This window comes from Kribbella pratensis (genome assembly GCF_004365355.1).
GTDB lineage: Bacteria > Actinomycetota > Actinomycetes > Propionibacteriales > Kribbellaceae > Kribbella.
Genome location: NZ_SODP01000001.1, coordinates 2,805,946 through 2,819,796 on the forward strand (window position 1 = coordinate 2,805,946; position 13,851 = coordinate 2,819,796).

Below are 13,851 nucleotides of genomic sequence, written 5' to 3' on the forward strand. Positions count from 1 at the left end.
TACGTTCCTGGCGTGACCCCAGCCAAGTGGGTCCGGATCTGGGCCGAGCGCCTCCCCCGCGTCCCGCTCGAGCTGATCCAGGTCACCGCCGCCGACGCTCCGGACCTGGTACGCCGGGGCGAGGCCGACGCGGCGCTCCTGCGCCTGCCGATCGACCGGACCGGCCTGCACGCGATCCCGCTGTACGTCGAGCAGACGGTCGTCGTGGTGCCCAAGGATCACGTGATCACGGCCGCCGACGAGATCACCGTGGACGACCTCGCGGACGAGCTCATGCTGCACCCGCAGGACGACGTACTCGATTGGGATCGACCGCCGGGGCGGCTGATCGAGGAACGGCCGGCGCGCACCGGGGACGCCGTCGAGTTGGTTGCTATGGGCACCGGTCTGCTCGTCGTACCGCAGTCGCTGGCGCGGTTGCACCATCGCAAGGACCTGACGTACCGCCCGCTGACCGGCGTACCGGAGTCGCAGGTCGCGCTGAGCTGGCCCGAAGCGGACGAGACCGGTGAGCTGGTCGAGCATTTCATCGGCATCGTGCGCGGCCGGACGACGAACAGCACCCGCGGCCCGGCGACACCCAAGGCCGCGAAGAAGTCGGTCGCCAAGAGGCCGGTCGCGAAGAAGCAGCCGGACAGAAGCCGGCAGAAGCCCCGGCGCCGGCGCTAGTCTAAAGTTGAGTTCTCAACTATCATCGTGGGTATGGCGATCTTCCGGTTGAACCACGCGGTCCTGTACGTGCGCGACGTCGCAGCGAGCGTCGCGTTCTACCGAGACGTCCTCGGCTTCGGTTATACCGAGACCGGTGACGCGATCCCGGGCGCGGCGTTCCTCCGGGCGCCGGGGTCGAGCAACGACCACGACCTCGGGCTGTTCCAGATCGGCTCGCAGGCGGGTTCGTCCGGCGCGGGCCGGACGACGGTCGGGCTCTACCACCTGGCCTGGGAGGTCGACACGCTCGGCGACCTCGAGGACCTGGCCGGCCGGCTGAGCGAGCACGACGCGCTCGTCGGCGCCTCGGACCACGGCACGACGAAGTCGCTGTACGGCAAGGACCCCGACGGGCTCGAGTTCGAGATCGTCTGGATCATCCCCGCCGACCTGCTCACCGACGAGGACCGCAACAAGACCGGCGTCGCGCGGCTCAACCTGGCCGCCGAGATCGAGAAGTACGGCCCCGACGCGCGCAGCGGCGTAGGCATCTCCCGCACGCTGGCCTGAGGTCAACGCACGATCTGGTCGGCGATGCGCAAGGAGTTGGCCAGGACGGTGAGGACCGGGTTCACGCCGCCGTTGGTGACGTGGAGTGAGGCGTCCGCGATCCAGACGTTGTCATGACCCCAGACACGGCCGTGCGGATCGGTGACCGAACGCGCCGGGTCGTTGCCCATGCGGCACGAGCCGGCCTGGTGCTGTCCGCTGCTCGCTCGGCCGAGCGTGCCGAAGGCGCCGACGGCGGTCCGGATCGCGCCCGCCTCCTCGAGCCATGCCTTGGCCTTGGCGCTCATGAAGCCGTGTGCGCGCACGTCTTCCGGATGGATCGATCCGCTCGTCACCACGACCGGATTGCCGAACCGGTCGAGCACTGACGGATCGACCCTCACCCGCGATTCGGCCGACGACACCTCCTGGATCGGCCCGACCACGCGCAGCATCCGCCGTACTTCACGACGCATCGCCTGCTTGCCCGCCGCCCCGGCGGCTGGAATCAGCCCGGCGCCGGTCAGATAGTCGTACGTCGCCGCGGGTGTCGGCACGAACTCGTTCGCGAGCATCCCGCCGCCGATGATCCCGTCGTTCCCGTGCCGGAAGTCGCAGGTCGCGATCGACGCACCCGGCCCGACGAGATCGACCACCTCGTCCTCGAACAGCCCGATCGCACCGGCGTACACATGCGCCTGCAAGTGCCGCCCGACCTGGTCCTGGTTGTTGCCGATCCCGTTCGGCTCGCCGTCGTGCGCGCTGTTCAGCAACAGCCGCGGCGTCTCGGATGCGCCCGCCGCGACCACGACCTCGTTGCAGGAAACGGTCCGGCGCCAGATCCCGCCGTACCCATCGCTCGCGACCAGTGCGACACCGGTGACCCGCCCTGCTGAGGTGACCAGCCGCTCGGCTGTCGTCTCGGTGACCAAAGCGCAGTTGCCGGTCGCGAGCGCGGCGGGCAGTGCGGTGTTGTGTGTCCCGTTCTTCGCATCGACCGGACAAGCGAAACCGACGCACAGTCCACACCGCACGCACCCCGATCGTCCCTGGTGGTCGACCGAGTTGATCAGCAGCGGTACGTCGAGAATCCCCCAGCCCAACCGCTCCGCAGCCGCGGACAGCAGTTCGGCCGGCCCGGTCCGCGGCATCGGCGGCATCGGCAGCGGGATCGATCGCGGCTCGTGCCACGGATCCGTCCCGCCACCGCTCACCCCGAAACGGTGCTCGGCCAGCGAGTAGTACGGCTCGAGGTCGTCGTACGAGATCGGCCAGTCGGCGAGCGCGCTCCCCTCCGGTACGCCGTACGTCGTCGCCATCCGGAAGTCCCGCGGCACGAACCGCCACGCCTGCGCGCCGTACACGCGCGTCCCACCACCGACCGTGAACGCGTTGTTCCCCCACCCACCGTCGGGCGGCAGCACCTGACTCCGCACACCATCCACGACCGAGATCCGCGGCCGCCCCGCGGGATCCGGATCCGTGTACGCCGGAAGCCCCCCGACCGACCGCGGATTGCGCAGATGATCGCGCGCCAGCGACTCCGTCGTCGGATAGCGACCCAGTTCGACGACGAGCACCGACCTCCCCGACTCCGCCAGCACCTGCGCCGCCGCTCCCCCACCAGCCCCGGAGCCGATCACGATCGCGTCGTACCGATCCGCCACCGCCGACCGCGGCGTGATCGCCAACTCGGTCTGCACCGTCGGGAAGTCGCCGCTCTGCCACCCCACCATCCCCCACGCCGCCGGCTCCGCGTAATACCCCTGCGCCACCAACCGAACCAGCCACGCACCATCGGTATCCGCCAAGGCGCCCTCAAGCCCAGCAGCCTCAGCAACCGTGAGCCCGCGCTCGACCCGCGGCAACCAATCCGGCCGATCCTCAGCCAGCACCCGCTCGACGAACCCGATCACTCCGCCCGCCGCGGACGGAAACTCGTCCGCCGGTACGACCAGCTCCGCCAGTCGCTCGAGCACAATCCGTTGCTGTTCAGAAAGGGCCACGAGGAAATCCTTTCACGCACTACCGTTGGCCGCATGAGCACGCTGTTCGATCTCACGGGTAGGGCGGCTGTGGTGACCGGGTCGAGTCGTGGGATCGGGTTGGCGATCGCGCGGGCGCTGTTGGGGCAGGGCGCGGCCGTGGTCGTCAACGGGTACGCGGCGGACGAGACCACGGCGACCGCGGCGCGGCTGGCAGCGGAGTTTCCGGGGCGAGTGGTCGGGTCGGCCGGAGACGTCGGCGACGCGTCGGTCGCACAGGGTTTGGTGGAGGCGGCAGTCGCCGCGTTCGGGCGGCTGGATCATCTGGTCTGCAACGCGGGGATCGACATCATCAAGCCTGCGGTCGAGTACACGCCGGACGAGTGGGATCGCATTCTCGCGGTGAACCTGCGTGGGGCGTTCCTCCCCGCGCAGGCGGCCGCGCGGTACTGGATCGGGCGCCAGGAGCGCGGGTCGGTGACGATGACGTCGTCGATCGCCGGCCAGGTCGGGATCCCGACGCTGGCACCGTACGCCGCGAGCAAGGGCGGGATCAACCAGCTGGTCCGCACGCTCGCGGCGGAGTGGGCCGATCACGGGATCCGGGTGAACGCGGTCGCGCCCGGGTACGTCGCGAACATCATGGACAGCGTGACCGCGCACGACGATCCGGCCTCGGACCAGCGGATCACCACGTTCACGCCGCTCGGCAGACGCGCCACGGTCGACGAGATCGCGGCGCCGTACGCGTTCCTCGCCTCGCCGGCCGCGGCGTATGTGACCGGAGCCGTCGTACCTGTGGACGGTGGCTACACCGCCGTGTGACTTTGTACTTGCCGGTCCATTTTTGCCGAGCAACGCTGTGGGCATGGCACTTGACGACTACTACCTGCTCGGGCGGTCGGGGCTGCGGGTCAGCCGGCTGGCACTGGGCACGATGAACTTCGGGCAGGCGGGCTTCCACGCGCCGTACGGCAAGACCGAGGACGAGGCGCGGGCGATCTTCCGCGCCTATGTCGATGCCGGCGGCAACTTCATCGACACCGCCGACTTCTACACCGCGGGTGAGAGCGAACGGATCCTCGGCCGGTTGATCGCCGAGGCGGGCATCCGGGAGCGGATGGTGCTCACCACCAAGGCGACGAACAGCGTCGACTCCGGCGACCCCAACGCCGGCGGCAACAGCCGCAAGCACCTCATCCGCGCGCTCGACGAGTCCCTGCGCCGGCTCGGCACTGACTACGTCGACCTGTTCCTCCTGCACACCTGGGACCGCATCACCCCGATCGACGAGGTACTGCGGACTTTCGACGACCTCGCCCGCGCCGGCAAGATCCGGTACGCCGGGCTGTCCGACGTACCGTCCTGGTATGCCGCCCGCGCGCAGACGCTGGCCGACGCGCACTCGCTGACCCCGATGGTCAGCCTGCAACTGCCGTATTCGCTGGCCGAGCGGGCGATCGAGACCGAGCACGTCCCGATGGCACAGCAACTGGGGCTCGGCATCACCGCGTGGAGCCCGTTGGCCAGTGGCTTCCTCACCGGTAAGTACCAGCGCGACGACGCTCAGGGCCTGGCAGGCGAAGGCCGACTCACCGGTGACGGCTCACCGGCGCGGACATGGGGCGACCGGCACTGGGACCTGTTGAACACGGTGAAGGATGTCGCGGACAAGCTCGGCGTGACGATGGCTCAGGTCGCGGTCAACTGGGCAGCCACCCAGCCGGGCGTCGCGTCTGCGATCGTCGGTGCGAGCCGCCCGGAGCAGCTCCGGTCGAGCATCGAGGCGCTCGGGTTCGAACTGCCGGCCGAGCTCCGTACGGCGCTCGACGACGCCGGCGCAGTACCGCCGGAATCGGTGTACCGCATGTTCACACCGCAGTACCAGGGCTGGCTGGTCAACGCCGGAACGAAGGTCGCCGACAAGCCGGCGGGCTACCGGCCACCAGTGGTCAATTGGAGCTAGCGCGCAGGTAGTCCAGGCACAGGTCGAGCGCGTACTCGAGCTGGGTCGAGGAACCGGACGCCATCAGGATCGCGACGCCACCCTGGATCGCGGCCACCAGCGCGGCCGAGGCGCGGGCGGGATCCACGTCGGCACGGATCTCGCCCGCGGCCTTCATGTCCTCGATGCCGAGCTCGAGCCGTCGCTGCCACTGCTCGAGCAGCTTCCCGGTCACGGCCTGCGCGGCGGGGGTGTGCCGCCCGATCTCGGTGATCAGTACGCCGAGCGGGCAGTTCACCCCCTGCCGCCGGTACTTCTCCACGACAGCGTCACGCCACTCGGCCCAGGCGTCCCAGCTGGTGAGCTGCCCGAGGTGCGGCTCCTGGTCCTCGAGCACCTGCTCGGCCTCCCGCTCGGCGACCGCGAGCAGCAACTGCTCCTTGCCCTCGGGGAAGTAGTGGAACAGCTGGCTCTTCCCGGTCCGGCTGCGCCGGCCGATGTCGTCCAGCTTCACCGCACTGATCCCACGCTCGCGGATCTCGGCAGCAGCGGCCGTCACGATCCGGTCCCGCGTCGCCGCGCCCTTCGCTGTCAGCACGGGGTCAAATGTACCCGCCGGTCCATCAGCTCCGGTCGGCGTTGAGCTCCGCGAGCTTGCCGAACACCTTCTTCGGCCGCCACTGCCCGTCGTCGCCGACCGCGACGAGCCCGTACGACGAGAGGTCGAGATCGTGCTGTGGATCGTTCTCGCGGCGCGGCAGCTCGAAGCCCGCGAAACTGAACCAGAACGCCGCCGCCAGCTCGATCCGGTCGAACTCCTCGACCAGCTCGAACAGATACTCCACTTGTTCCTCCTCGTCCCGCTCGTACGAACCGTTGATGACCGGCGGTACGACGCTGCGGTCCACGATCCTCCAGCCAGTCCCGCCCCGTTCGGCCGCGCCGCGGTACGCGCAGCAGCCGAACTCGGTGGCGACGACCGGCTTGCCCCATTTCGATCGCGACGCCAACTCGTCGGCGAACGTCGCCGCGTTGGCCGCGTCCCGGTACGCGTCGACGCTGACGATGTCGAACAGCTCCCAGTTCACGTCCTCCCACAGGCCGGCGGCGTACGTGATCCGACCGCTGAAGGCGCTCCGAGCGGCCTTCGCCAGCTCCTCCTGCACCGCACCCCAGCGCGCCAGGCCGGCCTGCAGTTCCGTCAGCTTGGCCGGGTCGGTCCAGGTCGCCGGATCGCCCATCAGCGCGAGCCGCTCCCCCGTCGTCTCGCCCGGCACGAATCCCTTGCAGAACACGGACAGCTCACACCCGAGCACGAGCACGACGTCACCGCGCGCCGACTGCCGCAGTACCTCGGCCTGTGCGGCGCTGTCGGTGAGGAACGCGATGAACTCGGACGGCTCGAGGTTCATCGGCATCGGCGAGAACCACAGGTCCAGCCCGGCAGCCAACGCCGCCTCTCCCGCCACCACCAGCCGGTCGAGCTCGGTGCCGACCACCCGGACCGCGGGAGCATGCAGCTCGTCCGCGATCACCGCCATCTCACGGCGCACCGCGTCGGCGTCGAAACGGTTGCGCGTACTGCGGCCGTCGTACTGCAGGCCGGTGTCGTAGTTCACCCCGATTGATCGCATGATCTCGAGCCTAGCAAGTGAACTCATACTCGGTACATCTTTTTATCCGGTATGGTTAAACCGTGAACCACCAGGGCCGCCGGGAGCGGAAGAAGGCCGAGCTCCGGACCCGGATCTCGGAGGTCGCGACCGCGCTCTTCCTCGAGCGCGGCTTCGATGCGGTGTCGGTGTCCGAGGTCGCCGAGGCGGCGGACGTCGCGCGGCCGACCGTGTTCGCGCACTTCGCCCGCAAGGAAGACCTACTGTTCGACCGGTACCCCGAGGCGGAGGCCCTGGTCGTTGCCGCGGTCAACGACCGCCCGGCCGGCACGTCCGCGGTCCGGGCGCTGTCCGATCTTCTGGTCGCGCTGGCCGACGAGGGGAACCCGCTGTCCACGATCCGCGGCACGTTCCGCCGGTTCTGGGAGGTCGTCGCCGAGTCCCGGGCCCTGCAGAACCGCGCCCGCGAACTACTGCAGCAGATCGAGCACGCGATCGCCGCGGCGATGGCGCACACCGGCGTACCCGATCCTCAGCTGACCGCCGCGCTCACGGTCGCCGCCTACCGCGTCGTCCATCTCGAGTCGGTACGCCGGATCTTCGCCGGAGACGACCCCGCCGTCGTCGCCGCGGAACATCGCGAACGCATCATCAGCGCGCTCGCCGTCGTCGATCAGGCCTTCACGTAGGCCGCGATCGTCCGCGCGCAGTCGATCGACCCGGTGTGAGACGTGTCCACCTCGACGTCGTACGTGATGCCCTGATGGACGATCAGCGCCTGTCCTTCAGCCATGCCGGGTGGCCGGTCGCCGCGGGCGAGTTCGCGTTGGGCCGCAATCGACGGATCGCAATGGACACCGACCCACAGCGTCTCCAGGTCGCCGATCGCGTTCCGCCAGCGCTGCTGCGAGGACGGGCCGCCGAGGAAGACGTCGTCCATGACGACCCGTCCGCCGGCCCGGCACATCGCGACGATCCCGGCGGTCCAGGCCGCCTCGAGTTCGCGGAACGCGGAGCCGACCGATACCTCGCCGTCCGGACCGATCACGATCCCGTCCGGCGACCCCTCGAGCTTGGCCGGCAGCGCGTCGACGAAGTCGTCCACGCTGAACCCGAGCCACGGCTCGTCCAGCACCTCCTGCAGCGCCCGCACGATCGCGGTCTTCCCGGAGCTGGATCCGCCGTTCAGGATGATCAGTCGAACCGTCACGCCTGCAAGGCTAGAGGCTGGTCCGGCGTCACCTCGACGGCTTTACGGCGAGCCAGCCCGAGGAACGGCACCGCGAGCACCTGGATCCCAGCCGCCAGCAGGTACGCCTGCCCGTAGCCCCACAGGTCCGCGGACCGGCCGAGCCCCGGCTGGACCACGACGCCACCGGCCGAACCGAGCAGGTTGTCGAACGACAGCACCGTCGCCCGCTGCTCCGAGGGGATGTGACTGTTCAGGTAGGCCTGCCGCACCGGCGTCATCGCGGCGAACATCGTGCCCCACACCATCAGCAGACCGAGCGCGGCCCAGAACGACGTCACCAGACCGATCAGCGCGATCACGGCCGCGGAGGCGGCGATCGCCCCGATCAGGATCGCGATCCGGTCCCGGAAGATGCGCGCGACGTACGACGCCGACGCGCCGCCGGCGATCTGCGCACCGGCCACGATCCCGGCCGACAGACCCGCGATCCAGTACGAATCGGCGTGCCCGTACAGCTGCAGGAGATAAGGCTGCGCGGCGTAGAAGCCGTACACGCTGACACCGGCCGTGAACGGACCGGCCAGCATCACCCAGCGCACCGGCGGATTCAGCAGCCCGTGCCGCAGCGACGCCCGGACGATCCCGCCCATCTCACCCCGCACCGAGACCCGCGGCTTCGGCGTGAACCCGAGATCGCGCATCGCCCGCCACGCCACCCCGAAGGTGACCGCGAGCAACACCGCGCGGACGACGTACGGCATGCCGAGATTCGTCACCTGGGCCAGGAAGCCGCCGCCGATCGAGCCGCCCATCATCGCGATCCCGCTCGCCACCTGGCCCTTCGCGAACGCCGCGTCGAGTGACCCGCGGTACCCGGTCGCGTGCAAGCCGTCGACCAGCCACGCCTCGGTCGCGCCGCTGAAGAACGTGAACCCGAGACCGAGCAGCACCGACACCACCGCCCACAACGCGAACGGCGCATGCGCCCGCCACAGGAGCAGGTAGAGCAACGTCGACCCGAACAGAGTGGCCGTGCCCAGGAGGTACGACGTACGCCGTCCGACCGTGTCCGCGACCACACCGGTCGGGACCTCGAACAGCACCATGCCGGCGGTGAAGAACGCGTTGGCCGCGAAGGCCTTGCCGATGCTCAAGCCCGCGTCCAGCAGGAACAACGTGTTGATGCCCCAGATCATCGACGATGCACCCGTCGACACCGCGACCAGCGTGACGTAGGTCCGCAGTACCCGCTCCGGCGTCATGGTCTGTACCTCCTCCGTAGTCACCAGGTACGTCGGAGTCGCGGCCGCGGGCTCGACATGCACCTCGGAAGCACTCGGGGCGGGTATCGTCCGGGCCGTGACAATTCAGCAGGACGGCGCCACGAGCCATACGCCGAACGTCCACGACACCGTCAAACTCGCGGTAGTCGTCGGGGCACTCGGTGTGGTGTTCGGCGATATCGGCACCAGCCCGATCTACACGATCCAGACCGTGTTCAACCCCGAGGACCCGCACCCGGTGCCGGTCAGCGCCGACAACGTCTTCGGCGTCGTCTCGCTGATCTTCTGGTCGGTGATGATCGTCGTCACGATCACCTACATCCTGCTCGCGCTGCGCGCCGACAACGACGGCGAGGGCGGCCTGATGGCACTGATCACGGTGCTGCGCGGGTGGGGTCGCCAGCACCCGGAACGCAAGGGCGCGATCGCGCTGGCCGGGCTCGGCCTGTTCGGGGCGTCGCTGTTCTTCGGCGACAGTATGATCACGCCGGCCATCTCGGTGCTCTCCGCGGTCGAGGGCCTGAAACTCGTAGAGCCATCGCTCGGCGAGTACGTCGTACCGATCACCGCGGTCATCATCATCCTGCTGTTCGCCGTCCAGCGGCGCGGCACCGAGGCGGTCGGCCGGGTGTTCGGACCGGTCATGATCGTCTGGTTCGTGGTGATCGGGGCGTGCGGGATCGGCGGGATCGCCCAGCACCCGGCCATCCTGAAGGCGCTCTCGCCGACGTACGCGATCGGGTTCCTCGCCGGGCATTTCCATATCGCTTTCTTCGCGCTGGCTGCGGTCGTGCTCTCCATCACCGGCGCAGAGGCGATCTACGCCGACATGGGGCATTTCGGCCGGAAGCCGATCTCCCGTGGCTGGTTCTTCCTCGTCCTGCCCGCCCTGGTGCTCAGCTACCTGGGTCAGGGGGCACTGGTGCTGAAGGACGAGGCCAACCTCAGCGGTCCGTTCTTCCTGCTGGTCCCGGACTGGGCCCGGCCACTGCTGGTCGTGCTCGCGACCGCGGCGACCGTGATCGCGTCGCAGGCAGTGATCACCGGCGCGTACTCGGTCGCGTCGCAGGCCGCGAAGCTCGGCTACCTGCCGCGCCTACGGATCGCCCACACCTCGGCGACCACGGTCGGCCAGATCTACGTGCCCTGGATCAACTGGCTGCTGCTGGTCTCGGTGCTGACGCTGGTGTTCGCGTTCCGCAGCTCGGCCGGGCTGGCCTACGCGTACGGAATGGCCGTCACCGGCACGATCACCGTCACCACGACGCTGTTCCTGTACGTCGCGCACTACCGCTGGAACATCCCGAAATGGCTGATCGGCATCGGCGCCGCCGTGCTGCTGTCCATCGACCTGCTGTTCGTCGCGGCCAACCTGACCAAGATCGTCCACGGCGCCTGGCTGCCGCTGCTGATCGCGCTGACCGCGTTCACGATCATGACGACCTGGCAACGCGGCCGACAGGTCGTCACGGCCGAGCGGGAGAAGGCGGAGGGGTCGCTGCAGGAGTTCATCAACCAGCTCGGCTCCGGCGACATGCCCGTGCGGACGGTCCCCGGTACGGCGATCTTCCTGAACCGCGGCGGCGTCACCACCCCGCTCGCGCTGCGGGCGAACGTCGAGCACAACCAGGTGCGCCACGAGCACGTGGTGATCGTGGCGATCCAGACCGAGGAGATCCCGCGGGTTCCCGAGGACCAGCGGGTGATGGTCAACGACCTCGGATACGGCGACGACGGGATCACGCACGTGACGATCAAGTTCGGGTACATGGAGGCGTCGGACGTGCCCAGCGCTCTCGCTCTGCTGGACCCGTCCGCGACCGAGGGCCCGATCGACCTCGACAACGCGTCGTACTTCCTGTCGAAGATCGAGCTCCGCCGCGGGAAGTCCCCCACGATGGCGGGTTGGCGCAAGCAGCTGTTCCTCGCCACGTCCCACATCACCGCCGACGCCGCAGAGTACTTCGGCCTGCCGCGGGACCGTACCGTCATCATCGGATCCCATATCGAGGTCTAGCCGTGGACCAGACGTACGAGGAGAGGCACCCGCTCCGCCTGCTGTCGGGGCTGGTTCGTACGGTCTGGATCCAGCGCACGGGATCGGAGCCCTATCCGCAGCGCGATCTGCCGACGGGTGGGGTCGAGCTGCACTGTCCGGTCGGCGGCGTACCACGGTTGATCGGGCCGCTGACGCGGGCGCATCTGCAGGTGATCCCGCCGCGGACGACGATCGTCGGGGTGCGGTTCATGCCGGGCGCGGGGACGGCACTGCTCGGCGTACCGGCCGATGAGCTCGTCGATTGTGCGGTTGAGCTGTGGGGGCCTGCTGCGGTGGCGATCGGGTCGATCGTGGCGGAGTCGTCGCCGCAGGAAGCGTTGCTTGGAGTACAGCGGTATCTGGCTCGCCGGCAGTTGCAGCCGGATCCGGTGGTGGCGGAGATGGTACGGCGGCTGATGCCGTGGGACCGGACCGGGATCGCGACGCTGGCCGACGATCTGGCGCTGTCGGAGAGTCAGTTGCGGCGGCGGTGTCTGAGTGCGGTCGGGGTGAGTCCGAAGGCGTTGCAGCGGACGCTGCGGTTCCAGGGGTATCTCGCGTTGGCGCAGGCCGGGTTCGGTGGCGGGCTGGCGGATCTGGCCGCCGAGACGGGGTACGCCGATCATGCGCATCTGACCAGGGAGTGCGTGCGGTTGACCGGGGTGACTCCGCGCGAGTTGCTCGGCGACAAGGCGGGTCGCTGCGATTGCGGGCATGACCACTCGGCGTCGTACGCGCCGTTTCTCGCCGGGTGGTACGACCGTTTCGTTCAAGCGCGGACGAGGGCGCCGGCTCTAGCGTCAACCCATGGAGCTGATCGGGCCTGACGACTCGCGGTACGACGACCTCCGCCGGCCCGCCCTGCCGCAGTACCACCACATCCGCCCGGCGGCGATCGCTCGGTGCAGCTCGACCGAGGACGTGGTCGATGCGCTCGCCTACGCGCGCTCGCACGGACTCGCTGTGGCCCCGCGAGGCGGCGGCCACTGCTTCGCGGGCCGCTCCTCCACCACCGGGCTGCTGCTCGACCTGTCGGGCCTGTCCACGATCGCCGTAACCCCCGCCCCGACGGCAACCGGCGCGGAGGCGTCCCTCGCGACCATTGGCGCGGGGGCTCGGCTGGCGGACGTGTATCGCGGGCTGCATGAGCATGGGGTCACGATTCCGGCGGGGTGTGGGCCGACAGTCGGGATTGCCGGGTTGACGTTGGGCGGCGGGCTCGGGCTGCTCGGGAGGCGGTACGGGCTGACCTGCGATCGGCTCGCAGCGGCGACGGTCGTGCTCGCGGATGGCCGGGTCGTGGAGTGCTCACATACGGAGGAGCCGGATCTGTTCTGGGCGCTGCGCGGGGCGGGTGGCGGTCAGTACGGCGTGGTCACGTCGCTCGTGTTCGCCGCCGTACCGTCCCCGACCGCCACGCGCTTCAGCATCACCTGGCCCCGAACCCAGGCGGCCGAGGTGATCGCCTTATGGCAAACCTGGGCTCCCGACGCGCCGGACACCATCACGGCCAGCCTCGCCGTGGCTGCCGACGAAGTGCGTGTCTTCGGCGCGACCCTCGCGCCCTTCGACCCCGGTCCCCTGAGCGGTCACGTCGAACTCCGCGACGGGCTCAGCTGGCCTGACCTCAAGCGCAGCTTCTCCGACGAGGACGTTCCGGACGGCGGGGTCGTCCACAGCAAGTCCGAGTTCTTCAGCTCGCCGCTCCCCCGCGACACCGTCGCCCGACTGCTGACCGCCTGGTGCGAGCTCAACTTCACCCCGATGGGAGGCGCCTACAACCGCGTCGCCTCCGACGCGACCGCCTTCGCCCATCGCAGCGAACGCTTCCTCCTCGAACACGCGAGCACCGATCGGATCGCCGTACGTCGCTCCTGGTCCATCGCCCACCCGCACGCCTCCGGCCGGCTCTACCCCAACTTCCCCGATCCCGACCTCACCGATCCGACGGCGTACCACGGCGGCAACCACGAGCGTCTGCTCGCCATCAAGCAGGCATACGATCCACACCACGTCTTTGGAGGCAGCAGATGATCGTGCTCTACATGACGATGTCGCTCGACGGGTACGTCGTCGGGCCGGAGGACAGCGTGGAACAGCCGATGGGCCGCGGCGGGTTCCGGCTGTTCAACTGGCTCGACGACCGCGACTCCGACGGACCCAGCGGCCAGGTGTACCGCGAGGCCCAGGCCACCGGCGCCGTCATCGCCGGCCGCCGCACCTTCGAACACGCCGGCCGCTGGAACGGCGACCACCACGACGGCGTACCCATCTTCGTCCTCACCCATCACGTCGACGAGAACGACGTACCACCGGGAAGCGCCCGCTTCGTCACCGACGTAGCCGAGTGCGCCGCCCTGGCGAAGGCCGCCGCCGGCGACCGCAACGTCCTCGTCCACGGCGCCGGCGCAGGTCAGTCCCTCCTCCAAGCCGGCCTACTCGACGAACTGGAACTCCACGTAGTCCCCGTCCTCCTAGGCCAAGGCCGCCCCCTCTTCGCCAACCTCCCCACCACCCCCACCGAACTAGAACAAATCCGCCAACTCCCAGCCCAAGACGTAACCCACCTCCACTACCGCATCGTGAAATAGTCCG

General features: G+C 69.3%; 14 protein-coding genes. 9 read left to right on the plus strand and 5 right to left on the minus strand.

Translation table 11 applies throughout. The features are described from left to right. Positions 1-12: 12 nt before the first annotated feature. Both EV653_RS13235 and EV653_RS13240 read left to right on the plus strand, forming a co-directional pair. The gene (locus tag EV653_RS13235) at positions 13-669 is read left to right on the plus strand and encodes a LysR family substrate-binding domain-containing protein (RefSeq protein WP_238159705.1); all 657 of its coding nucleotides are present in this window, start codon (positions 13-15) and stop codon (positions 667-669) included. Between the two features lie 33 nt (positions 670-702). Next, the gene (locus tag EV653_RS13240) at positions 703-1,221 is read left to right on the plus strand and encodes a VOC family protein (RefSeq protein ID WP_134102221.1); all 519 of its coding nucleotides are present in this window, start codon (positions 703-705) and stop codon (positions 1,219-1,221) included. Positions 1,222-1,223: 2 nt separating this feature from the next. Here EV653_RS13240 and EV653_RS13245 read toward each other — a convergent pair whose 3' ends face one another. After that, a complete protein-coding gene (locus tag EV653_RS13245) occupies positions 1,224-3,206 on the minus strand; it encodes a GMC family oxidoreductase (RefSeq protein WP_134102224.1) in 1,983 nt (660 codons plus the stop codon). A 33-nt stretch (positions 3,207-3,239) separates the two neighbouring features. Here EV653_RS13245 and EV653_RS13250 point away from each other — a divergent pair, with 33 nt between their 5' ends. Continuing rightward, positions 3,240-4,010: an SDR family NAD(P)-dependent oxidoreductase gene (locus EV653_RS13250; RefSeq protein WP_134102227.1), complete on the plus strand. Its 771-nt coding sequence runs from the start codon at positions 3,240-3,242 to the stop codon at positions 4,008-4,010. Positions 4,011-4,053: 43 nt separating this feature from the next. Further along, positions 4,054-5,151, plus strand: coding sequence for an aldo/keto reductase (locus EV653_RS13255; protein ID WP_134102230.1), 1,098 nt, complete (start codon positions 4,054-4,056; stop codon positions 5,149-5,151). Here EV653_RS13255 and EV653_RS13260 read toward each other — a convergent pair. Beyond that, positions 5,138-5,728, minus strand: coding sequence for a TetR/AcrR family transcriptional regulator (locus EV653_RS13260; RefSeq protein ID WP_134102233.1), 591 nt, complete (start codon positions 5,726-5,728; stop codon positions 5,138-5,140). The two genes, EV653_RS13255 and EV653_RS13260, sit on opposite strands and share 14 nt — an antisense overlap. Before the next feature lie 25 nt (positions 5,729-5,753). Continuing rightward, positions 5,754-6,764, minus strand: a complete 1,011-nt coding sequence (locus EV653_RS13265) for a hypothetical protein (RefSeq protein WP_134102236.1) — start codon at positions 6,762-6,764, stop codon at positions 5,754-5,756. A 62-nt stretch (positions 6,765-6,826) separates the two neighbouring features. On the opposite strand from EV653_RS13265, the gene EV653_RS13270 reads away from it, so the two are divergent. After that, positions 6,827-7,432 carry a TetR/AcrR family transcriptional regulator gene (locus EV653_RS13270; protein WP_134102239.1) on the plus strand — a complete coding sequence of 202 codons (606 nt, stop codon included), beginning with the start codon at positions 6,827-6,829 and terminating at the stop codon, positions 7,430-7,432. On the opposite strand, the gene cpt is transcribed toward EV653_RS13270, so the two are convergent. Together cpt and EV653_RS13280 are read right to left on the minus strand one after the other, a co-directional pair. Then, complete coding sequence (cpt, locus tag EV653_RS13275; RefSeq protein ID WP_134102242.1) at positions 7,417-7,953, minus strand: chloramphenicol phosphotransferase CPT; 537 nt, start codon at positions 7,951-7,953, stop codon at positions 7,417-7,419. The genes EV653_RS13270 and cpt overlap by 16 nt on opposite strands. After that, entirely contained in the window at positions 7,950-9,197 is a 1,248-nt protein-coding gene (locus tag EV653_RS13280; RefSeq protein ID WP_134102245.1) for an MFS transporter, read from the minus strand. Before EV653_RS13280 ends, cpt begins: the two co-directional genes overlap by 4 nt. Positions 9,198-9,294: 97 nt before the next feature. On the opposite strand from EV653_RS13280, the gene EV653_RS13285 reads away from it, so the two are divergent. The 4 genes from EV653_RS13285 to EV653_RS13300 are packed head-to-tail and all read left to right on the plus strand — an operon-like array spanning position 9,295 to position 13,847. Continuing rightward, positions 9,295-11,235: a potassium transporter Kup gene (locus EV653_RS13285; protein WP_238159706.1), complete on the plus strand. Its 1,941-nt coding sequence runs from the start codon at positions 9,295-9,297 to the stop codon at positions 11,233-11,235. A 2-nt stretch (positions 11,236-11,237) separates the two neighbouring features. Further along, positions 11,238-12,083 (plus strand): helix-turn-helix domain-containing protein, encoded by an 846-nt coding sequence (locus tag EV653_RS13290; RefSeq protein WP_134102252.1) that lies wholly within the window; start codon positions 11,238-11,240, stop codon positions 12,081-12,083. Then, entirely contained in the window at positions 12,064-13,290 is a 1,227-nt protein-coding gene (locus tag EV653_RS13295) for an FAD-binding oxidoreductase (RefSeq protein WP_134102255.1), read from the plus strand. Before EV653_RS13290 ends, EV653_RS13295 begins: the two co-directional genes overlap by 20 nt. After that, on the plus strand, positions 13,287-13,847 hold the full coding sequence (locus EV653_RS13300; RefSeq protein WP_134102258.1) for a dihydrofolate reductase family protein: 561 nt from the start codon (positions 13,287-13,289) through the stop codon (positions 13,845-13,847). The genes EV653_RS13295 and EV653_RS13300 overlap by 4 nt, the downstream gene beginning before the upstream one ends. The last annotated feature ends 4 nt before the right edge of the window (positions 13,848-13,851 follow it).